Consider the following 22,142-nt stretch of genomic DNA (forward strand, 5'->3'; position numbering starts at 1 on the left):
GGTAACGCACTATAAAGCGATTAACTTTATCCGTGCGCTTTTATAAGCTCTTTTGCATTTGCTTTAGCTGTTTTGCTAATGTTATCACCACCCAGTAAACGGGCAATTTCATTAACCCTGCCATCTTTATTCAATGCCAGCATATGCGTAAATGTTTCACCGTCTGCGATTTCTTTGGCAACAAAAAACTGCTGATGAGCACTACTGGCCACTTGCGGTAAATGGGTCACACAAATTACTTGCGTAGACTTACCTAGTTGGCGCAGTAGTTTACCAACTGCAGCGGCTGTTGGGCCAGAAATACCGACATCCACTTCGTCAAATATAAGCGTAGGGGTCGTGACTTTTTGCGCAATAATAACCTGAATAGCCAAACTAATGCGTGATAGCTCCCCTCCTGAGGCTACTTTTGCTAAGGGTTGCAATGGTTGCCCAGGATTAGTTGATACTAAAAACGATACATTATCAAAACCTAAGCTATTTGCAGAGCGATCGGTATGCGCTGTAAGGGCTATTTCAAATACGCCATTTTCCATGGATAAATTAGCCATGCTTTCACTGATCAAGCCATTTAGCGTGTTGGCGTATTGATGACGACTGGCGCTTAATTCTTCACTAGCCGTTTGATAATCCTCAAGGGCATCTGCAATTTCCCCTTCAAGCTGTTCAAGACGTGAGCTGTTACTGCTGATTGAGTCTAGCTCTTGTGTTATAGATTGATGAAATTCCACTAGCTCTTGTGGCTTTATATGGTGTTTTCTTGCCAAATCCATAGCGCCACTGAGCCTGTTTTCTACTTCGGTTAAGCGAGCAGGATCTAAGTCGGCTTGTTCAGTATAATTACGTATTTCTCGGCTTGCTTCTTCAACTTGAACAGCGGCTTCAGTTAGTAATGCAGCTACACTGGCTAAGCTTTCATCATAGTGCGCAAGATCATTAAATTGTTGTGCACTGTGTTGTAAAAGAGAGCATGCATTTTGCTCATCACTTTCGTATAAATGTTGTAGCTCGCGCTGACAAGCTTGCAAAATAGTTTGGCTGTTACTGAGCTTATAATGCTCAGCTTCTATTTGTTCAAATTCATCCGCTTGTAAGGCAAATTCATCAAGCTCCGCCACCTGATATTCTAATAACTGTTTTTGCGCAGCTTGTTGCTGCTGCTGATGTTCCAACTGCTTAAATTCTTTTTGTAAGTCAGCATAACGTTTATAGTGTTGGCTTACAGCATTAACAAGATTATGATGGCCTGCGTAAGCATCAAGTAGCTGTAATTGGTGCTCTGCTTTTAATAGATGCTGATGAGCATGTTGACCGTGTATAGAAATTAAATATTGGCCTAACTCTTTTAGTTGTGCGGCGGTAACAGGGCTACCATTAATATAGCTTTTACTACGGCCATTTTTGCAAACAACTCGACGAAGCAAACATTCGTTATCGTCATTATTTAGCATGTTATCTTCTAAAAAGGCATGAGCGTATGGCAAGTTGGTTAAATCAAATTGCGCACTTACCTCGGCCTTATCAGTGCCTGGGCGCACAGCAGACGCTTCTGCTCGCTCTCCAAGGCACAGTGACAAAGCATCAATAGCAATTGATTTACCCGCACCCGTTTCACCGGTAATAGCGGTCATACCCGAATGCCATTCTGTGCTTAAATTACTTACGATTGCAAAATTTTTAATTTCTAAACCAATTAACATACTGTTCATCCATCCAGTGAATTAACTGTTAATTTATACAGTGTTTTGGTTTTTTGCAAATTAAATTTCTACATTTTAAGCAATGCTCGACTCAGTTAGTGTTTTTTTTTCTTCATCAATAGGGAGGAGTTCATCATTAAGATCAATATTATCAACTGGTTGTATAATATCTTCAGTTTTTAACTTTAAAATTAGCGTAGGAAGGACTTCTTGGTAAAAGTTTTTATTGTATAAAATACCTTGAGCTGGCAACTCAGCTATAAAATATTGAGTGCTATCTGCAAATGCTTGGCTATTGTTATTTTTGTAGGTTTTTATAAGCTCTTCGGTGAGTATATTAATAAGTTGGTCACATAACGACTCCAACTTAACTAAATTTTCATCGGTATGTGCCTGTACCACAAAAAAGTTACTTACAACGGCTTGAATTCGAGGGAGGTGTTTAGCACTGATGACTTTTGCATCAAGTAACTCGTTTAGTTTTATTTTTAAACGTAATTGAGTACTTGCCACGCGCTCGTTAAACAGCTTTTTCTTTGCTTCAATGGTTTTTTTACGATTACTCTCAATTAGCAAGTAACTGCCAAGTAAAGTAATTAATAATAATAAAGCAAGAAATACTACATAAGTCATTACTACTTTTTCCTGATGGTGTTTAAAAAATCTAGCCCGGTATTTTGCGCTAAAGTTGCATGTTTGGCAATAACATTAATATAAACGGCTACCCCAATTAAGCTTCTTACGTAGCACATTATAATAAGAGTAATTTTTTGGGTGAATTAAGCGTAATTTTTTATCTGCTTTGCGTATAACGACTTCATCACCAGGTAATACGGCAAGTACAACATGACTGTCACAGCTTACCTGTAAGCTATCCGTATTCTCTAAACTAAGTTTTAAACGCACTTCATTATCAGCATCAACCACTAAAGGGCGGCTTGATAAAGTATGTGGAAACATCGGAACCAGTGACATTGCATTGAGCTCCGGTGTTAAAATAGGCCCACCGCCCGATAAAGAATAGGCCGTTGACCCTGTTGGTGTTGATACAATTAATCCATCGGAGCGTTGTGAAAATACAAAATCATCGTTAATAAAAGCTTCAAACTCAATCATGTGTGCTACTTTATCAGCATGGAGCACCGCTTCGTTTACGGCAGAATTAGCGCTTTTAAGTTCGTTATGTCGATACACTTCAACTTCTAATAGAAAACGTTTTTCTTCAATGTAATCGCCGCTGAGTACCTGCTCTAAACTGCCCTCAAATCCTTCTGGATTTAAATCGGTTAAAAAGCCTAAATTACCTCTATTTACACCAATTACGGCTATATCAAAGCGGGCGAGAACCCGTGCAGCACCAAGCATGTTGCCATCGCCCCCGACCACAATCGCTAAGTCGGCACGCTCGCCTAAATCAACGAGCTTTACGAGTTTGTCGCTCGGTACATCACTAAGTTGGCTCCCTGTACGTTTTTCAACAATCACCTCAAAGCCTAAAGCTAATAAAAACGTATGTAATCGTTGTAGAGTAGCGGCTGCATTAGGGTGATTTGGCTTACCAATCAAGCCGATAGTATTAAAGGGAGAGTCCATAATAAATACACTGAAAGTTCTAATATTTGTAGAGTAACCTAAAACAGAAGTGTTTGAAAACATGGATTTTAGTAATAACCAGCGGATTTAATTAATTCACTGTAAAAATTAGATTTATTGTATTTTTTATACTTGAAATAATAATACCTAGCCCCGATATAACAGTCATGCATAAAGATGTAGATAACATGAAACTAAACCCACGAGATCAGCAAATATTTGCCGCTGTTATGAGTATGTACTGTAACGGCGATGGCTTACCTGTGCCGTCAACAAAAATTGCAAAGCAAAAAGGTATGGCGGTCTGTTCTGCTACTGTGCGTAACGCAATGGCACGTCTAGAAAAAATAGGCTTGTTGTATTCACCGCATACATCTGCTGGCCGTGTGCCTACCAATGATGGATTTGACTATTGGTTTGATGAGTTTTTTACACTCAATGATATTGCTAATTATTGGCAACCTGAACAAGCACAATTGGTTGAGCTGGCGCATGGTTTGAGCCAACGTTACCAAGTATGTTGTTGTGTTGGGTTACCGCAAGTTAGAACGCAGCAAGTATTTAGAGTAGAAGTGCTCGATTTCGATGCAAATAACTGGCTTGTATTGTTGTTAGATAGAGCAGGGCAGAGCCACAATATCTGCATTAATAAGCCTCACGATCCTAGTGATAACCAACGATACGAGTTTGCAACTTGGCTTAATACGGTTTTTAGCCAACAATCTTTAATTGAAGGGCTTTATCGAATGCAGGCAATGGCGAATACGGCGCCGCGCAATTGTCATGACTCTTTAACTCAATGGACGCGTGAACTAAGTCAAAAATTAGGCTCAGATAACAGCATCGTTGTCGGTGAAAATTACCTTTATAAAAAAATAGATTGTGAGCAAAGCCTCAATATCGGTGTGTCATTTTTGAATTTTGTTGAAGATAAACTCGCATTTAAAAATGGAGTATCTATTCTCAGTGCTGAAAACTTACCGTTTAGTAGCTGCGATGATCTCATTGTGATCAGTGTGCCGTACTTTCAAAACCAAGAATATCAAAGTCGTTTTTGTGTTATTTGTCCAAAATCAGCGCAATTAGAGAAAATAATCCAAGAATTTAAATTATTAGAGCCATTGAGCTCTTGAATCTTTTTATTCAATCCCCATAATTACCGCAGTTGTAAAGAATTGGAGCATATATTTTATGTCTGAGCAGACACAAAACCCAGAGCAAGAAGTAGAACTGAACGAAGAAGTGGCGCAAATGGAAGCCGACGTTGAGGCGGCAGTTGAAGCAGCAGAACAACATGCTGAGCAAGAGCAAAGCCCTGAAGCAGAAATTGCTATGTTATATGCTGAGCTTGAAACTGCAAAACAAACTATTGCAGATCAAAAAGATAGTGTAGTTCGCGCTGCTGCAGATGTGGACAATATGCGTCGTCGCGCTGCACAAGATGTAGAAAAAGCACACAAATTTGCACTAGAAAAATTTGCTAATGAATTACTTCCTGTTATTGACAACTTAGAGCGCGCTATTGAGTTTTCTGATAAAGAAAATGAAACGCTTAAGCCTTTACTAGAAGGCATTGATATGACAGTGAAAAGCTTTAACGATGCGGTAGCTAAATTTGGCGTTGAAATTGTAAATCCACAAGGTGAGCAGTTTAACCCAGACTTTCATCAAGCAATGTCAATCCAACCAAGCAACGATGTAACACCAAATACTGTTTTAGCAGTAATGCAAAAAGGTTACACATTAAACGGTCGTTTATTACGCCCTGCAATGGTTATGGTATCTAAAGCCGCTGACGCTTAATTAAGTATACAATTTAAAAATGCCTCATTATGAGGCATTTTTTTTGTCTGTAAAGTAATGTATTAACTGCACCAGTATTGTCAGTACCACCGCACTAAACATTAAACTAGAAAATGGAACCGCACTTTGTGCATGCATTACCGCTAATATAGGGCCTACTAATGCACCACTTCCAAAACGCAGTGTGCCAATAACTGCGGTTGCAGTTCCTGTGTTTTGTTCAAACTTCATTAAAATTAAAGAGTCTGCATTACTGGCTATAATACCTAAGCTCATCATTAAAGGAGCAATTGCAGCCACAATAAAGTAAAGCGACAAGTGTAATGCACTAAAGCTCAATAATGCCGCACCTGAGATAAAACCACACACTAAGCCGTAATAAAGCATTTTACGAGAGCCAATACGCGGTACAACGCGAGTGTTTAAAAAGTTACCAAACATCAGCGCCATTACATTAAAAGCGAATAGCAGGCCAAACAATTGTTCTGATACTTTAAATAAATCGAGGTAGATATAAGGCACCGAGGTTAAAAAGCAAAAAAAGCCAAACGACACAAACATCGAGCTTAAAATATCAGCGCGAGCATGTGGGTTACTTAATACTACTTTGTAACTTGAAAAGAATAGCGCTAACCCTTTTCGATCATTTTTAAATATCGGGATATCAATTAAGTAACGCTGCACAAAAAGTAAAATTACAAAACTATAAGCCGCTAAAACAATAAAAATAGTCGACCAAACTGAAAAGCCTAAAATAACAGAGCCAATAGAGGGGGCAAGTAATGGGGCTATCATCATGATCATAGACACATACGACATACCCTTAGCAGTATTTTTTTGATATATGTGTCTTATTATCCCCGGAACCACAACCGTGGCAGCTGCCCCAGTAAATGCCTGTACAGCCCGTAGCACCCAAAAAGTATGCACTTCAGTGGTAAATGCCAATGCGAGTGAACTTAAGCCAAATAAACTGAGTCCTATTCGCGCTAGTTTACGCCTGCCAATTTGATCGGCTATAGGGCCAAAAAACAACATGCCCAATGCATAACCTGCTAAATAGATACTCAACGAGATTTGAACATTTGGCATGCTAGTATTGAGATCGTTGGCAATTACCAGCATCGCCGGTAAGTACATATCGATGGCTAAAGGCGTGATTGCCACAATACTGGCTAATAAAGGCAATAAAATACGGGTATTAAAAGAAGAAGCCGAAGCGCTCATTTAAAAACTCAAAACAACGAATATAGGGTGGGCAGTATAGCAGGGCAATGGCGTTGGATAAACTTAGTTCGCCTGCTAACTTAATTGTTTAATCGCAAAAAGCAAAGATTTTAAACTAACACCGCGTTTGCTATTCTATACTTAATAAAACAATGATCTAGGGTAACATAATGAAGAAATTGGTTTTGGCAGTACTTGCCAGTGCAGTATTAGTAGGTTGTAAAATATCACCAACTGGGCGTACGCAAATTGCGCTTTACTCAGATCAACAAATGAGTCAAATGGGCACTGCCAGTTTTGCAGAGATGAAAAAAACGCAGCCGGTAAACAAAGACCCAAAAGTAAATAGTTACGTCAATTGTATTGCTGAAAAAGTAGTGGCTGTCCTACCTTCTCAATATGCATCTCAAAATTGGGAAGTGGTGGTATTTGAAGATGAATCAGCCAATGCATTTGCACTACCCGGCGGTTATATTGGGGTGCACACTGGGCTATTAAAAATAGCCACAAACCAAGATCAGGTTGCTACTGTTTTAGGCCATGAAGTCGGTCATGTGATTGCTGAGCACTCAAATGAACGCGTTTCACAAAGCTCTATTTTACAAACAGGAATGCAATTAGGCAGTGCTGCGCTTGAAATGGGCAATGTTCAATACCGTAATGAAATTATGCAAGGCCTGGGTCTCGGCGCTCAATATGGTGTTGTTTTACCATTTAGTCGTTCTCATGAGACAGAAGCTGACGTTATTGGTTTAGATTTAATGGCGCAAGCAGGGTTTAACCCTAAAGAGTCTGTTACGCTGTGGCAAAATATGAGTCAAGCGGGCAGTGGGGCAACCCCAGAGTTCTTATCAACTCACCCAGCACCGACCAGCCGTATTAGTAATTTGCAGTCTCAAATGAGTAAAGCGCTTAGTGAGCAAAAAGCAGCTAAGGCAAAAGGTAATAACCCGCAGTGTAAGTTTTAACAAAACCTTATAAGCTCGTTTAACATTAGTTTACGAGCTTAATCAAACTAACTTGTAAATGAAAACATGTGGTTTGAAGTAGGCCAAAAATAGGAAGATTCAAGGATGAAAAAAATAGTTGTAATCATTAGCGTTGTTTTGATCAGTTTAGTTATATTTTTTAGTATATTATCCAGTAAGCGTCAAAATTCAATCCTGCTTGCACCAACAGAAGCCAATGTTGATATTAAAAAGCCAAAAGCTAATTTCGGGAATAACATAAACGCCAAAAACATTTATGTTAAACAGCCATTTCCTACTGATATCCCGAATGAGGAACAATGCAAAGAGCTAAATTATAAGCAGTATAAGTTACGAGATAATAATGAACGTGATATTGAGCTAAAAGCATCACAAGCATTTAAAAACGGGTATACAGCAAAGCAGGTCGCCGAGGCAATATGGTTTTCGAGTTACTGGTCAGTGGCTAAAACTTGGTACGATAAAGCAGCATTAGCAGAGTCAGTTGAAAAGTTGTTTCCGATTTTACGATCAATACCGAATAGTGAAAGATTAATCGCTCAATACGATTATGTTAACGCACCTGACTTAAACATAACAACTGTTGTTGATTACACTGACTTTTTGGATATACTTTGGAAAAACTTGCCCACAGATACGATTTACAAAAAGGTCAGCTCAACAAATACCTCTGCCGTTGAAATTTTTAACGAAATTGAACGGACTTTTTCAGAAATCCCATATGATGTACTTAACAATAATCAACTTTCTCCCTTAAATTCAATTTTAAATCTGTTGTTGACTAAACAGCAGCTACAATCCGCTATCATGCTTTTGCAGCGTTACCCTGATTTAAAGTTATCAGATGTAAGCTTTGATAATAAATTAGCATTGAATTTTCTCACTATTATAGGTGGTGAAGATTATGAAATTACTAATCCAACAGAGCATAAATTGTTCCTAACTCTTTTAGGGTTATTAGAGAAGCAGGTTTTTTATCAAAAAATCACACACCCTTGGTTTAGTAATGAAAAGGTCAATAAGGGGGTTGAGAAATTAAATAACGAAGGGATCGTCATTAAAATCGCTTTAATCGATGACATAGAGAAACCGAACCCTATATTGCAATTGAATATAAAAGAAAACAATTTAACTGACGAGCAACAACTGGACCTCAAAAAGTGTCAATCAACGAAGGATTGGTTTACAAGCCGTGAATTAACACCCAATGAAATTGAAACATTTAAAGACCAGCCTTTTATTGCAAAGATCAAATCTTCACCTGAGTTTAAGCACTGCAAAAATAAACAAGCTTTACAAAACCTACCGTTAATAAAAAGTCAATTTACTGCAGCGAGTAAGATAATTAATCAAGCAATTGGTAATCAAAACACCTCATTGCAAGAACTCGATTTAGAAACCTTAGATTTACCTGCTTTGTTACCTGAAACAAAATCTATATTAGCAGTTATTATTGCTCGAGATTACCTCCAAGCAACTAGCTTAAATGAGCAAGAAATTATAGCTAGACTAAGTAATGTTGGTTTGAAACCGTTAGGTAGTCATTCGGAATTGTTAGGAGGATTCGCAGGATTAAAAGGATTAACTTTGTGGCTTAATTCATTAAATTTCGAGCAGTTAAAGGATGCGCAGATTTTATTGAATAGGTTTTCAGCTGAAGGCGTTTTTGAACCCTTCGCTATATTAAACACTAGGCTGGGTGGCGTTGCTTATGATAATAAAAATGAATTGGATCCTCTTTATTTCTTTATCCAAAATTATTCAGAACTTTCTATTCATTCCGGTGATCCAATGACCTATGAAAATAAGAAAAATAAAGCATTTATAAACTTTTTTACTCGCAATGGAGCTCACATTGAATCGCAACACCTTCGAGCTGCATTTGCCCTCAAAATCCACTCTAAAAAAAGCTATGATCGTCTTCTAACTCACTTTCCTGAGTTAGAAGTAAAGAGCGGGGACGACTACTTCTCAGTTAATTGCCGGTAGGTTAATGCTTGGATAAAACATGTATTTTTTTGAACTTAAAAAGTGCGAAATGGTTCGCACTTTTTAATTTACTTTGTTCTTTAAAAGGTCCATTCTAAATGAATTTGCGGTACTGATTCGCTAACATCAGTACCAAATTTATTGTGCCAGTATTGCCATTCCATACCTAACAGTAAGGTATTTTCTTTCATTTCTAGCGCATGTCCCATATCCCATACAATAATAGGTTGGGCTAAAAACCAAGCACGTACATCATTACCAAACTCATCTTTACGCTCAGCAATATATTCTGCATGGCCTTTTACGTTAAACTTTTGCGAGCCAATCATGAACGGGTAATCAAAGGCTACATCAAACATCCAGCTATTGGTTTCAATAGGTGCACCGCCTTTTGCAACGCCTTCGCTATCATCAATGTATGCACTAATAAGAGTTGAAAAGAAATTAAAACCTGGTACATCCCAGCTTAATTTCACACCCGGTAAATATTTAACAACTTTAGCATCGCCTGCAGCATTAATACCCATAGTTAGGCCAACATCAACAAGCGCCCCTGACGCTACTTTTTCGTCCATAACGGCTGATAAGCTAAGCGTAGAGTAACCTTCAAAATAGAAGTCTTGATCTTGGAAGCCATCATCGTTGCTGTCGGTACTGTAATCAATAAAGAAAAAGTTATCGCCATAATCATGGCCAGAAGCATGTTCGATTGAGTAAACCGTGGTGCTAGATTTTTGTTCAGTGAACGGGTTTTTGTGACTGCCGTTGTTAATATGAAGCGCAGTGTTGCTCCAATTAGCTGCGGTAGCTGTTGAACTTAAGGCACATGCACTTAGTGCAACGAGAGGAAGTAAGTTTTTAATTTTCATAACCATATTTTATGTGACACGCTGAATATCACATTATAGCAAACACGGTTAATTTGTTAATTATTTATTGTTATAAACAGTGTATTAGCATGCAGCTAATACACTGTTTAAACAAGATTTAAGCTTTATTACGACGTAAGCAAATAACCGCAATCGCGGTAAAAGCTAAAATAAAGCAGTAGTAAGATGAGGTTGAAACATCCCATGGGCTAATTTTAAATGTAGCACCGAGTAATAATGCCTGTGCGCCATAAGGCAAAGACCCCTGCGTTACACAGGCAAAAATATCTAATAAACTGGCAGAACGTTTACCACTAATTTCACCATCGTCAGCTAACTTTTTAGCAATCGGGCCTGTTACAATAATAGACACTGTGTTGTTAGCAATACACATATTGCTGGTTAGTACTAATGCAGCTATCCCTAACTGATCAGCCACTTTACGGTGCCATTTTGCAATGACCTTAGTAATCGCTTGAATTTTTTGCGCGATGTAGTCGAGGCCGCCATTAATACGAATAAACTCAGAGAGGCCACCAATAAACATAGACAGTAAAAATATTTCCTGCATGTCGCTAAAACCTTGGTAAATATCTTTTACAAAGCTGGCGCCTTCATAGCTTCCGGTAAAGCCCATCAATGCGGCGAAAACAATACCGCTTAACAGTACTACAAATACATTAAAGCCCATTACTGCCAGTACTAAAATAAAGGCATAAGGAAGCACCAATAAAATATCGTAGTCTTTAGTTTCAACAACTTGCGCAGCTGGCGTCAAAAATAACAACAGTGCAATAGTAAGGATAGCGGCTGGAATCGCAATTTTAAGATTTTCTTTAAACTTATCTTTCATTTCACAGCCTTGCGTGCGGGTAGCTGCAATCGTAGTGTCAGAAATTATTGATAGGTTATCACCAAACATAGCGCCAGATACAATGGTACCGGCCATTAATGCGGGATCAATCCCTGTTTTCATTGATACTGCATAAGCAATTGGGCCAATAGCACCGATAGTTCCCATTGACGTGCCCATCGCAGTAGAGATAACCGCGGCAATTAAAAACAAACCAGGCAGAAGTAATGAAGGGGGAATAAGTGAGAGACCAGCATTAACAACCGCGTCCACACCGCCGGTTGCACCTGCAACCGCCGAAAAAGCACCCGCTAGTAAGTAAATAAGGCACATGGTAATAATATTGTTATTACCCACACCTTTAATAAAGGTCTCTACGCTTTGGTTGATACTGGTTTTATTTAAAATAAAGGCTAAAACAATCGCGGGTAAAATAGCGACCGGTGCTGGGAGTTGATAAAATGCATAATCAACCCCTTGAGATTGCAAATATAAGCCTGAGCCTAAAAAAATAGCAACAAAGGTGAGTAGGGGGAGCAAAGAAAATCTTGCTTTATTTTTATCAAATGATGGCTGCATCATAATCCTCGTTAATTATTCATAGCAATCGAAACCGATTGATATATTAAACAGCCAAAGCATCCCTCTTTTAGCTGAATTTAGTTGTTTGTTTTACTATCTAACCAGATAAGTAACTCAACAGCGCCCGCAAGCCAAAGACCAAATCGGCGCAAAAAGGAAGTTTAAATGTATAGATGGCTAAATGCAAAGGCTATCTGTTAATATTATGAGGGTCTGTTGATCTTTCAAGGTTAAATTTGCAGCAGTCTGTTTGGTATTTAGGCAAGGCAGAGCCTATGTGGTGTGGTTGTTCCCCATAAATAGGCGATAACGCATCATCAATGCCAAACAGGCGCTGCCCGAAGGGTTCTGCCTAGGGGCGATTTACTCTTTGTTGCTCGGTTTTTACTTAGCCCACTAGGTTACAAACCTCGCGCCACGATTAAACCGCTCCTAGTTTGAACAAATTTTAATCCGCAAAGGTCAACAGACCCTAAAATAATCGAAGCTTTTTAATAAGCTTTCCTGACTATTACATGAGTTTTAGATAAAATCTAGCTAACTAAAAAATACATAGGTTGTAAAAAGATGAATCGAGTAGGTGTATTTGGTGCAAATGGTCGAATGGGACTGGCACTTGTAGAAGCAGCAACAATTAATAAAAATTCACAATTAGCTGCGGCCTATGTACGCAGTCAGTCACCGTTATTAGACTTGCCAGTTAATCAGCTTAACAGCGCAGCGGCAAAAGAGATTAAGTTTAGCAGTGAACAGCAGGTTGAAAATGTAGATGTGCTTATAGATTTTACTTTGCCTGAAGGCATGAGAAATCATTTAAAAACAGCCGTTGCGCAAAAAACACCTATGGTAATTGGCACCACTGGCTTAACTCACGACGATATGGCGCTATTAACTGATGCCGCTAAACATATCCCGATTGTATTTGCGCGTAATTATAGCGTGGGTGTAAATTTACTGCTTAACTTAGTGCAAACGGCAGCGACAAAATTAGGTGATGATTTAGATATAGAAATATTTGAAGCGCATCATCGTCATAAAATAGATGCGCCATCGGGCACAGCATTAGCTATTGGCGAGTCGATTGCACAGGCAAAAGGGTGGGATCATGATGAGGTTGCTGTTTATGATCGTAACAATATAGAGCAAGCCAAATCACAAAATGAAATTGGCTATTCGGTGCTAAGAGGCGGCGATATAGTAGGTGAACACACGGCCTACTTCGCTACAATGGGCGAAAGACTTGAATTAACCCATAAAGCAAGTTCGCGAATGACCTTCGCACTAGGTGCTATAAGAGCTGCGCAGTGGTTGAAAAATAAACCGGCAGGACTTTATGACATGCAAGATGTGCTAGATTTGAAGTAGTTAAGTTCCTTTTTTAACGCTTTGGGGTGGTTTTTTGCTATAACCACTTATTTATTGCAATTTACTAATTAGCGTTAGACCTAAAAGCCAACTTCATGTAGAATGCAGCCAATTTGCCAAAAATTACTAAATGCGTGTTTCCAATTATACTCATATGGTTAGCAAAACCGGGGTTTGTGTGGGAATGAAAAGAGTTTTAGGCAAGAAAAATGAATGAAGGTTTAGTGGTTTACATCGGCATCATTTAAGACTGCGTAAAACAATTTAAGCTCACAGAAATCAGGTTTTGACCAATTATCTGAGTATTGGCGGGGTGTTAAGCAATTTGCTTACTCCCGTTTTTTACTGTTAGGAGGTTTAACTTGACTAAATCCGCTCTGTTAGTCCTAGAAGACGGCACAGTGTTTCGCGGTACTGCAATCGGCGCTGACGGCATGTCAGTCGGTGAAGTAGTATTCAATACGTCTATGACTGGTTATCAAGAAATTTTGACTGATCCATCGTACGCGGAACAAATCGTAACTTTGACGTACCCACATATCGGTAATACGGGTACCAACAGCGAAGACGAAGAAGCGAGTCACATTTGGGCTAAAGGCCTAGTGATCCGTGATTTGCCACTGCTAGCGAGTAATTTTCGTAACGAGCAATCGTTAGATGATTACTTAAAAGAACGTAATATTTTAGGTATTGCGGACATCGACACCAGAAAACTAACCCGTATTTTGCGTGATAAAGGCGCACAAAATGGCTGTATTGTTGCCGGTGACGAACTAGACGAGAAAAAAGCGCTTGAAGCTGCGCAAGCCTTCCCAGGCTTAAAAGGCATGGATTTAGCAAAAGTTGTCTCAACCAAGGAAAATTTTGAGTGGCGCGAATCAAGCTGGACATTAGGCGAAGGGTTTAAAACCTTACACGCTGATGATGAAAAGTTTCATGTTGTAGCCTATGACTTTGGTGTTAAACGTAATATCTTACGTATGCTTGTTGATCGTGGCTGTAAACTGACGGTTGTTCCAGCACAAACCTCTGCCGCTGACGTACTTGCCTTAAACCCAGATGGTATTTTCTTATCAAACGGCCCTGGCGATCCTGAGCCATGTACTTACGCCATTGATGCAATTAAAACCTTTTTAGAAACCGACACGCCAATTTTTGGTATTTGTTTAGGGCATCAACTACTAGCGCTTGCCTCAGGTGCTAAAACAGTAAAAATGAAGTTTGGCCACCATGGTGGTAACCACCCAGTTAAAGATCTTGACCGTGATGTTGTAATGATCACTGCACAAAACCACGGTTTTGCTGCAGATGAAGCCACATTACCAGATAACTTACGTGCAACGCATAAATCGTTATTTGATGGCACATTGCAAGGTATTCATCGTACAGATAAACCAGCGTTTAGCTTCCAGGGTCACCCTGAAGCAAGCCCAGGCCCGCACGATGCAGCCCCATTATTTGACCACTTCATCGATTTGATGCAAGCGCGTAACCACTAATTTAACCGGAGTAATAATGCCAAAACGTACCGACATAAAAAGCATTCTTATCTTAGGCGCAGGCCCAATTGTAATTGGTCAAGCTTGTGAATTTGACTACTCTGGTGCTCAAGCGTGTAAAGCACTTAGAGAAGAAGGCTATAGAGTTATACTCGTTAACTCAAACCCAGCAACTATCATGACCGACCCAGAAATGGCTGATGCAACATACATCGAACCAATTCACTGGGAAGTGGTAGAAAAAATTATTGAAAAAGAAAAGCCAGATGCTGTACTACCAACTATGGGTGGTCAAACAGCATTAAACTGTGCGCTTGATTTAGACAAGCACGGTGTATTGGCTAAGCATGGCGTTGAGCTTATTGGCGCAACGGCGGATGCAATCGATAAAGCAGAGAACCGTGAACGTTTTGATGTTGCTATGCGTAACATCGGCCTTGAATGTCCACGTGCTGAAATTGCCCATACAATGGATGAAGCGCGCGATACCATGACCCGTATCGGCTTACCGTGTATTATTCGTCCTTCTTTCACAATGGGCGGCACCGGCGGCGGTGTGGCTTACAACATGGAAGAGTTTGAGGAAATCTGTGAGCGCGGTTTAGACCTTTCACCAACCAGCGAGTTATTAATTGATGAGTCGTTAATTGGTTGGAAAGAATACGAAATGGAAGTTGTTCGTGACAAAAAAGACAACTGTATTATCGTCTGTTCTATTGAAAACTTTGACCCAATGGGTGTGCACACAGGTGACTCAATCACGGTTGCACCAGCACAAACATTAACCGACAAAGAATACCAAATTATGCGTAATGCCTCTATGGCCGTATTGCGTGAAATTGGTGTTGAAACTGGCGGTTCAAACGTACAATTTGGTGTAAACCCTGTTGATGGCCGTATGGTTATCATTGAAATGAACCCACGTGTATCTCGTTCATCAGCACTGGCCTCTAAAGCAACCGGTTTCCCAATTGCTAAAATTGCAGCAAAATTGGCTGTAGGTTACACCCTTGATGAGCTTCAAAACGATATTACTGGCGGTAAAACACCAGCATCGTTTGAACCTTCAATCGATTACGTGGTAACAAAAATTCCTCGCTTTAACTTTGAAAAATTTGCCGGTGCAAACGACCGTTTAACAACGCAAATGAAATCAGTGGGCGAAGTAATGGCGATTGGTCGTAACCAACAAGAGTCATTACAAAAAGCATTACGTGGTTTAGAAGTAGGCGCAACGGGCTTTAACCCAATTGTGGCGCTTGACGACCCGAAAGCAAAAGAAAAAATCATTCGTGAATTACGTGAGCCAGGTGCAGAGCGTATTTGGTACATTGCCGATGCAATGCGCCATGGTATGAGTGTTGAAGATGTGTTCGAACTGACTAAGATTGACCCTTGGTACTTAGTACAAATTGAAGATATCTTAAAAGACGAAGCTAAAATTTCAGAAGTCGGTATGGCTGGCTTAAATGCAGACTTCTTGCGTAAACTTAAACGCAAAGGGTTTGCCGATCCGCGTATTGCAGAAATTGCCGGTGTATCAGAAGCTGAAATTCGTAAAAAGCGCCATCAACTCAATATTGTACCTGTGTACAAACGCGTTGATACGTGTGCTGCAGAATTTAGCTCAGACACGGCTTACATGTACTCATCTTACGATGAAGAGTGTGAAGCTAACCCATCTGACCGTGATAAAATCATGGTAATTGGTGGCGGACCTAACCGTATTGGTCAAGGTATTGAATTTGATTACTGTTGTGTTCATGCAGCGCTTGCGCTTCGCGAAGACGGTTACGAAACTATTATGGTTAACTGTAACCCTGAAACGGTTTCTACCGATTACGACACATCAGACCGTTTATACTTCGAACCAATTACGCTTGAAGACGTACTTGAAATTGTTCGTGTTGAAAAGCCAAAAGGCGTTATCGTGCAGTACGGTGGTCAAACGCCACTTAAACTTGCGCGTGAGCTTGAAGCTAACGGCGTGCCAGTCATTGGTACTTCACCAGATGCCATTGACCGTGCAGAAGACCGTGAGCGTTTTCAACAACTTGTTGAGCGTTTAGACTTACTGCAGCCAGAAAATGCGACGGTAACCTCTACTGAAGAAGCACTACTTAAATCAGTTGAGATTGGCTTCCCACTGGTTGTACGCCCATCTTATGTACTCGGTGGTCGTGCAATGGAAATTGTATACGATGAGCAAGACTTACGTCGTTACATGACCGAAGCCGTATCTGCATCAAATGAAGCGCCTGTATTACTTGACCGCTTCTTAGATAACGCAATCGAAGTTGACGTTGATGCCATTTGTGATGGCGAGCAAGTCATCATCGGCGGCATCATGGAGCATATTGAACAAGCGGGCGTTCACTCTGGTGACTCAGCGTGTTCATTACCAGCTCACTCGCTAACGCAAGAAGTACAAGATGTAATGCGTAAGCAAGTAACTGATATGGCCCTTGAGCTTGGCGTAGTGGGTTTGATGAATACACAGTTTGCGGTTAAAGATGGCAAAGTGTATTTAATCGAAGTAAACCCGCGTGCAGCACGTACAGTTCCATTTGTATCTAAAGCAACGGGTGTAGCACTTGCAAAAGTAGCGGCACGTTGTATGGCGGGTCAATCTTTAGCAAGCCAAGGCATTACTAAAGAAGTGATTCCACCTTACTACAGCGTAAAAGAAGTGGTATTGCCATTTGCTAAGTTCCAAGGTGTGGATCCTATCCGTGGCCCAGAAATGCGCTCTACGGGTGAAGTAATGGGTGTTGGTGATACTTTCGCCGAAGCGTTCGCAAAAGCACAATTAGGTGCAAGCAACACTTTACCACGTGGTGGTCGCGCGTTACTATCTGTTCGTAATAGCGATAAGCCACGTATTGTAGAATTAGCTAAAACCATGACAGACCTTGGTTTTGAGCTAGACGCAACTGGTGGAACAGCTGCTGCACTTGAAGATGCTGGAATTACGGTTCGCCGTGTAAACAAAGTGTTTGAAGGTCGTCCGCATATTCTTGATAGAATCAAAAATGGCGAGTATAGCTATATCGTTAATACCACCGAAGGTCGCCAAGCGATTGAAGATTCGAAGGTGTTACGTCGTGGTGCATTGCAGCACAAAACCAATTATACTACGACATTGAATGCGGCATTTGCTAACTGTACTGCTAACCAAGCAGATGACCGCAGTAAAGTGACGTCTGTTCAAGAACTACACCTGCGATTGAACTAAGGAAATGTGCCAAGGCCATAACCATGGCCTTGGGATTAAGTGAGAAAAGTATGCAATCAATTCCAATGACAGTTCGTGGCGCAAAATTATTGCGCGATGAGCTTAACGAATTAAAAACTGTTACCCGTCCAAAAATTGTATCTGATATTGCTGATGCACGTGAACACGGTGACTTAAAAGAAAATGCTGAATATCATGCTGCGCGTGAGCAACAGGGTTTTTGTGAAGGCCGTATTCAAGAAATTGAAGCAAAACTTTCAAACATGCAGATGATTGACGTAACAAAGATGCCTAATACAGGCCGAGTGATTTTTGGTACTACAGTAACCATCGTTAATGTTGAAACCGACGCTGAAGTTAAATATCAGATTGTTGGCGATGATGAAGCAGATATTAAAAGTAATTTAATTTCTGTTAATTCACCAATTGCTCGTGGCTTAATTGGTAAACAAGCGGATGACGCTGTGATTATCAAAACGCCAAAGGGTGATGTAGAGTACGAAATCATTGAGGTTGAGTATATTTAATTAGTTAACTCACTTTAACGTTTTATAAAAACCAGTGCTTAGCAATAAGCACTGGTTTTTTTATACTTGGTTTAAATGCCGCTTAATTATTATTCATTGTTTGTAAATGTAGGCTATGTTGTTATGGTACTAACCTATTCTTCAATAAGGAAATAGTATGGCAAATATACAGTATCCTGCACCTTTAAAAGTGGGTTCTAAAATCGCCGTGTGTTCTTTATCTGCGGGGATCAAATCAAAATACCATCCACGGTTAGATATCGTCATTAATGGCTTAAAACATCGCGGTTATCAGGTTGTGGAGGGGGAGTTTTTACGTCAAAACGAGCCGCGAACTCAGCTTACAGCAAAGCAGCATGCTAAGCAGTTAATGGAGTTTTTATTAGATGATGAAATAGATGCAATTATGCCGCCAATGGGCGGTGAACTAGCAATGGAAATATTGCCGCTGCTTGATTTTAGCGCAATTAAAAATGCCAAACCTAAATGGTTAGTGGGTTATTCAGATGTCAGTACGATTGCTTGTGCACTGACAGCAAAATGTAACTGGGCAACACTGCATAGCGCTAATTTGATTCAATTACACCCTGATGAAAAAGACCCATATTGTTTACAAATATTTGAAAGCCTAAGTTATGAAGCTAACAGTGAGTTTGAGCAAGCCTCCTCGAATTACCACCAACATAGCAAGCCTGATTACGCACAAAACCCGAGTGCATTATTTGATCATAGCGTACCTACCCAGTGGCAGTGTTTAAATTACACCGATAAGCGCAGTATCGAAATGTCAGGACGGTTGTTTGGTGGGTGTCTTGATACGGTTGGATTATTGTTAGATTCACCATTTTTAGCTTTGCATGAGTTTAAAAAGCATAATGCATCGCAAGGTATTGTGCTTTATTTAGAAAGTGCCGAGCTCACGCCAGCGACGGTTGCACGGTTTTTATTGTCACTTAAATTGGCGGGTATGTTTGATGATATAAACGGGGTGATTATTGGTCGTCATGTGACCTTACAGGGGCAAGATCCAGGGTTTGATTATCGCCAAGGCTTAAATGCCGCTTTTGGCGGGTGTTTATTTCCGGTGATCATAGATGCCGATATTGGCCACATTCCCCCTAATTTAAATTTAATTAATGGTGCATTATGCACTTTTACCGCAGATGTTGAGCATGGCAAAGTGACCAATGCGTCTGTGGTCACAAAACTAGCATAGCAAGATAAGCTGCTCACTTACTATTTAAAGTGAGCAGCGATGCCTTATAAAACCTGAATAACCTGTTCTTTGCTTAAACGTGATTTTGGCAGCTTAGCATTGTAGTCTTCTTCAGCGTCATGGTAACCCAGCGCAAGTGCTACATCACAGATGTAGCCGTCTAATTCGCTTGCGAACTCCTCACCAATCAGTTGTGCATCAACGCCTTCCATCGGTGTGGTATCAATCCCTAAGCGTGCTGCTGCATGCATAGTATTGCCTAAAGCAATGTAGGTTTGTGCTTTAGTCCAGGCGGCATTATTACCCTTCTCATCGGTATTTAAATCCACAAACGCAAAGGCGCCAAAAGCTTGCTCGCGGTTTTCTGTTTGAGTTCGGCCATTTTTTATATCAGCATCAATTACTTGGCCATAGTTTTCACGGGTATATTGCGGATTATGAGCGAATAAAATAATGTGTGATGCCGCTTTAATGTGTGGCTGATTAAATTGAAACTTATTAGCAAAGGTACTGTGCATACGCTCTTTTGCGGCATCAGATTCAATCACAATAAATTTCCAAGGCTGTGAATTAATTGACGAAGGAGAAAGACGCATAGCATTATACAATACCGCTAAATCGTCTTGAGAAATGCGCTTTGTAGCATCATAACGTTTAGCGGTGTGGCGGCTTTCAAGATCGCGAATAATAGGGTGAGTCATCGTCTCTCCATAATAAAAAAGGGTTGATAAACAGTATTTACTGAGTGTATGAGCAGCATAATACAATTTGCTTTATTTAAAATAAACAGCATAATTATTGAATCATTATCAAATAAAAATAGATAATATGCAGATTGATGACTTAAAACTTATTTTAAAAGTAGCTGAGTGTCGAAGCATTACGCTAGCAGCAGCCAAGTTAGATATGCGCACAGCAACGGCCAGTGCTGCTATTAAGCGTGTAGAGTCAGCACTTGGCTGTGAATTATTTATTAGAACCACTCGTCATTTACGTTTATCTAGTGCAGGGGAGCGATACATTCCCCAATGCGAACAAGCTCTGGCCGTGCTTGAAACGGCAAGGCAAAACCTTAAAGGAGAACATGATGCCATTGAAGGGGAGTTACGGGTAGCTACCTCATCTGATTTAGGGCGCAACTTAGTGATACCTTGGATTGATGAAGTCATGGATAAGTACCCAAGTGTGAGTTTGCGCACGCACATTAGCGATAGTAATATCGATTTTTTTCGTGATTCGGTTGATATAGCACTGCGTTATGGCTCCCCAAGTGATAGTAGTGTATATGGGTTTAAAATTTGCAATGTACCGCGACTACTTTGTGCTACGCCAACTTATTTAGCTAAATATGGTGAGCCAGATCACCCGGATGATTTAGCGCAGCATCATGGGTTATTTTATCAGCTGCAAGATATTATCAATAATGTGTGGGAATTTACCGACGGGCAAAAAAAATACAAAGTAAAAATGCAGGGCAGACGTGCCTCAAACGATGGCGATTTAGTCAGACGTTGGTGTGTTGCAGGTAAAGGTTTAGCAGTTAAATCGGCGTTAGATATTGCCGATGACTTATTAAATAAACGCGTTGTTACTGTGATGCCTAATTACCAACATACCTGTGGTGAGCTTTGGCTTATTTGCCCAAGCAGGCAATCGATTACTCCCGCTGTACGACTATTACGCGATGTGTGCAGAGAAAAAACCGCTCACATATTGAATCAGCTAGTAAAACAGGGAATTGTTGATAAACGTGTATTAATTAACGAGTAACAAATACACGTTTAGTAACGTTAACTTAAATGGCTCTTAAAAAACGCCAAGGTTCGCTGCCAAGCAAGTTCGGCATTTTTTTCATCGTAACGGCCAGTTGAGTCATTGTGGAAACCATGGTTTGCACCTTCATACATATGCATGGTGAACTCAACATTGTTAGCTTTTAAGCTTTGCTCATACTCAGGCCATGTAGCGTTAACCCGTTTATCAAGTTCACCTAATTGAATCATTAACGGCGCTTTTATATTTTTGTGTAAGCTTTCACTTGCAGGTGTGCCATAAAAGGGCACGCCCGCGGTCAATAAGTTACTGTCTACTGAGGCTAAATAATTAACAATATAGCCACCAAAACAAAAACCAACCGCGCCTAATTTACCATTACTATTTGGCTGTGCTTTTAAAAAATGCGCAGCGGCTACAAAATCATTTTGTATTTTAGTGCGATCAAGGGTACGTTGCATGGCTCGACCTTCATCGTCGTTGCCTGGGTAGCCACCCAGTGGGTGCAACGCATCAGGGGCAAAGGCAATAAAGCCGGCTTTAGCCAGTCGCCTTGCAACATCTTTTATATACGGATTTAAGCCGCGATTCTCGTGTACTACTAATACAACAGGTAGCTTGCCTTGTGTATTTTTTGGAACCACTAAATAGCCTTTGCCCGAACCATGGCCATCAGGCGAATCAAATTCTTGGTAAGTGGCTTTTATGTCATCGTCGTTAAATGAGACCTGCTCAGCTTGAGCGTAATTAGGTAATAATGCACCTGTAAGCACCGTCATTGAAAAGCCCAATGCGGCTAAGCCGCCGAGCTTTTTCATAAACGTGCGTCTATCAATTAAACCATGAGCGTATTCGTCATACCAATCAAATGCTTCTTGAGGAATGTGTTCAGACTGAGGGGAGGTCATAGTTGTGCCTTATT

The 22,142-nt window shown here is 40.3% G+C and carries 18 protein-coding genes; 10 read left to right on the plus strand and 8 right to left on the minus strand.

Going from position 1 to position 22,142, the window contains the following annotated elements; genetic code table 11:
• Window positions 1-26: 26 nt before the first annotated feature.
• From recN to nadK, 3 genes are all read right to left on the minus strand, one after another.
• Complete coding sequence (gene recN / locus BW139_RS02460) at window positions 27-1,700, minus strand: DNA repair protein RecN (RefSeq protein WP_076918543.1); 1,674 nt, start codon at window positions 1,698-1,700, stop codon at window positions 27-29.
• Window positions 1,701-1,775: 75 nt separating this feature from the next.
• A complete protein-coding gene (locus BW139_RS02465) occupies window positions 1,776-2,333 on the minus strand; it encodes a hypothetical protein (RefSeq protein WP_076918544.1) in 558 nt (185 codons plus the stop codon).
• A gap of 75 nt (window positions 2,334-2,408) precedes the next feature.
• Window positions 2,409-3,293: an NAD(+) kinase gene (gene nadK, locus BW139_RS02470; RefSeq protein WP_008464501.1), complete on the minus strand. Its 885-nt coding sequence runs from the start codon at window positions 3,291-3,293 to the stop codon at window positions 2,409-2,411.
• Between the two features lie 167 nt (window positions 3,294-3,460).
• On the opposite strand from nadK, the gene BW139_RS02475 reads away from it, so the two are divergent.
• Window positions 3,461-4,426, plus strand: a complete 966-nt coding sequence (locus tag BW139_RS02475) for an HrcA family transcriptional regulator (RefSeq protein WP_076918545.1) — start codon at window positions 3,461-3,463, stop codon at window positions 4,424-4,426.
• 58 nt (window positions 4,427-4,484) lie between these two features.
• On the plus strand, window positions 4,485-5,096 hold the full coding sequence (grpE, locus tag BW139_RS02480; RefSeq protein WP_076918546.1) for a nucleotide exchange factor GrpE: 612 nt from the start codon (window positions 4,485-4,487) through the stop codon (window positions 5,094-5,096).
• Window positions 5,097-5,123: 27 nt separating this feature from the next.
• On the opposite strand, the gene BW139_RS02485 is transcribed toward grpE, so the two are convergent.
• Window positions 5,124-6,323: a Bcr/CflA family efflux MFS transporter gene (locus BW139_RS02485; protein ID WP_076918547.1), complete on the minus strand. Its 1,200-nt coding sequence runs from the start codon at window positions 6,321-6,323 to the stop codon at window positions 5,124-5,126.
• A 170-nt stretch (window positions 6,324-6,493) separates the two neighbouring features.
• On the opposite strand from BW139_RS02485, the gene BW139_RS02490 reads away from it, so the two are divergent.
• Both BW139_RS02490 and BW139_RS02495 read left to right on the plus strand, forming a co-directional pair.
• Window positions 6,494-7,291 (plus strand): M48 family metallopeptidase, encoded by a 798-nt coding sequence (locus BW139_RS02490; RefSeq protein WP_076918548.1) that lies wholly within the window; start codon window positions 6,494-6,496, stop codon window positions 7,289-7,291.
• A 105-nt stretch (window positions 7,292-7,396) separates the two neighbouring features.
• On the plus strand, window positions 7,397-9,301 hold the full coding sequence (locus BW139_RS02495; RefSeq protein WP_076918549.1) for a hypothetical protein: 1,905 nt from the start codon (window positions 7,397-7,399) through the stop codon (window positions 9,299-9,301).
• 80 nt (window positions 9,302-9,381) lie between these two features.
• On the opposite strand, the gene BW139_RS02500 is transcribed toward BW139_RS02495, so the two are convergent.
• Both BW139_RS02500 and BW139_RS02505 read right to left on the minus strand, forming a co-directional pair.
• Window positions 9,382-10,170 (minus strand): nucleoside-binding protein, encoded by a 789-nt coding sequence (locus BW139_RS02500; RefSeq protein ID WP_076918689.1) that lies wholly within the window; start codon window positions 10,168-10,170, stop codon window positions 9,382-9,384.
• Between the two features lie 118 nt (window positions 10,171-10,288).
• Window positions 10,289-11,602: a Na+/H+ antiporter NhaC family protein gene (locus BW139_RS02505; protein WP_076918550.1), complete on the minus strand. Its 1,314-nt coding sequence runs from the start codon at window positions 11,600-11,602 to the stop codon at window positions 10,289-10,291.
• Between the two features lie 570 nt (window positions 11,603-12,172).
• Between BW139_RS02505 and dapB the strand changes: the two genes are divergently transcribed.
• The 5 genes from dapB to BW139_RS02530 all read left to right on the plus strand — a co-directional run bounded on the left by dapB (window position 12,173) and on the right by BW139_RS02530 (window position 19,447).
• Window positions 12,173-12,970 carry a 4-hydroxy-tetrahydrodipicolinate reductase gene (dapB, locus tag BW139_RS02510; protein ID WP_054201103.1) on the plus strand — a complete coding sequence of 266 codons (798 nt, stop codon included), beginning with the start codon at window positions 12,173-12,175 and terminating at the stop codon, window positions 12,968-12,970.
• 362 nt (window positions 12,971-13,332) lie between these two features.
• The gene (carA, locus tag BW139_RS02515; RefSeq protein ID WP_008113125.1) at window positions 13,333-14,469 is read left to right on the plus strand and encodes a glutamine-hydrolyzing carbamoyl-phosphate synthase small subunit; all 1,137 of its coding nucleotides are present in this window, start codon (window positions 13,333-13,335) and stop codon (window positions 14,467-14,469) included.
• A 16-nt stretch (window positions 14,470-14,485) separates the two neighbouring features.
• Complete coding sequence (gene carB / locus BW139_RS02520; protein ID WP_076918551.1) at window positions 14,486-17,704, plus strand: carbamoyl-phosphate synthase large subunit; 3,219 nt, start codon at window positions 14,486-14,488, stop codon at window positions 17,702-17,704.
• A gap of 50 nt (window positions 17,705-17,754) precedes the next feature.
• Entirely contained in the window at window positions 17,755-18,231 is a 477-nt protein-coding gene (gene greA, locus BW139_RS02525; protein ID WP_054201101.1) for a transcription elongation factor GreA, read from the plus strand.
• Between the two features lie 157 nt (window positions 18,232-18,388).
• Entirely contained in the window at window positions 18,389-19,447 is a 1,059-nt protein-coding gene (locus tag BW139_RS02530) for a S66 peptidase family protein (RefSeq protein ID WP_076918552.1), read from the plus strand.
• 44 nt (window positions 19,448-19,491) lie between these two features.
• On the opposite strand, the gene BW139_RS02535 is transcribed toward BW139_RS02530, so the two are convergent.
• The gene (locus BW139_RS02535) at window positions 19,492-20,148 is read right to left on the minus strand and encodes a nitroreductase family protein (protein ID WP_076918553.1); all 657 of its coding nucleotides are present in this window, start codon (window positions 20,146-20,148) and stop codon (window positions 19,492-19,494) included.
• A 127-nt stretch (window positions 20,149-20,275) separates the two neighbouring features.
• Between BW139_RS02535 and BW139_RS02540 the strand changes: the two genes are divergently transcribed.
• Complete coding sequence (locus tag BW139_RS02540) at window positions 20,276-21,217, plus strand: LysR family transcriptional regulator (RefSeq protein ID WP_076918690.1); 942 nt, start codon at window positions 20,276-20,278, stop codon at window positions 21,215-21,217.
• Window positions 21,218-21,237: 20 nt separating this feature from the next.
• On the opposite strand, the gene BW139_RS02545 is transcribed toward BW139_RS02540, so the two are convergent.
• Complete coding sequence (locus BW139_RS02545; protein ID WP_076918554.1) at window positions 21,238-22,128, minus strand: dienelactone hydrolase family protein; 891 nt, start codon at window positions 22,126-22,128, stop codon at window positions 21,238-21,240.
• Window positions 22,129-22,142 lie beyond the last annotated feature (14 nt).

The sequence above is a fragment of the Pseudoalteromonas sp. SK18 genome (assembly GCF_001974855.1).
In the GTDB taxonomy this organism is placed as follows: Bacteria; Pseudomonadota; Gammaproteobacteria; order Enterobacterales; family Alteromonadaceae; genus Pseudoalteromonas.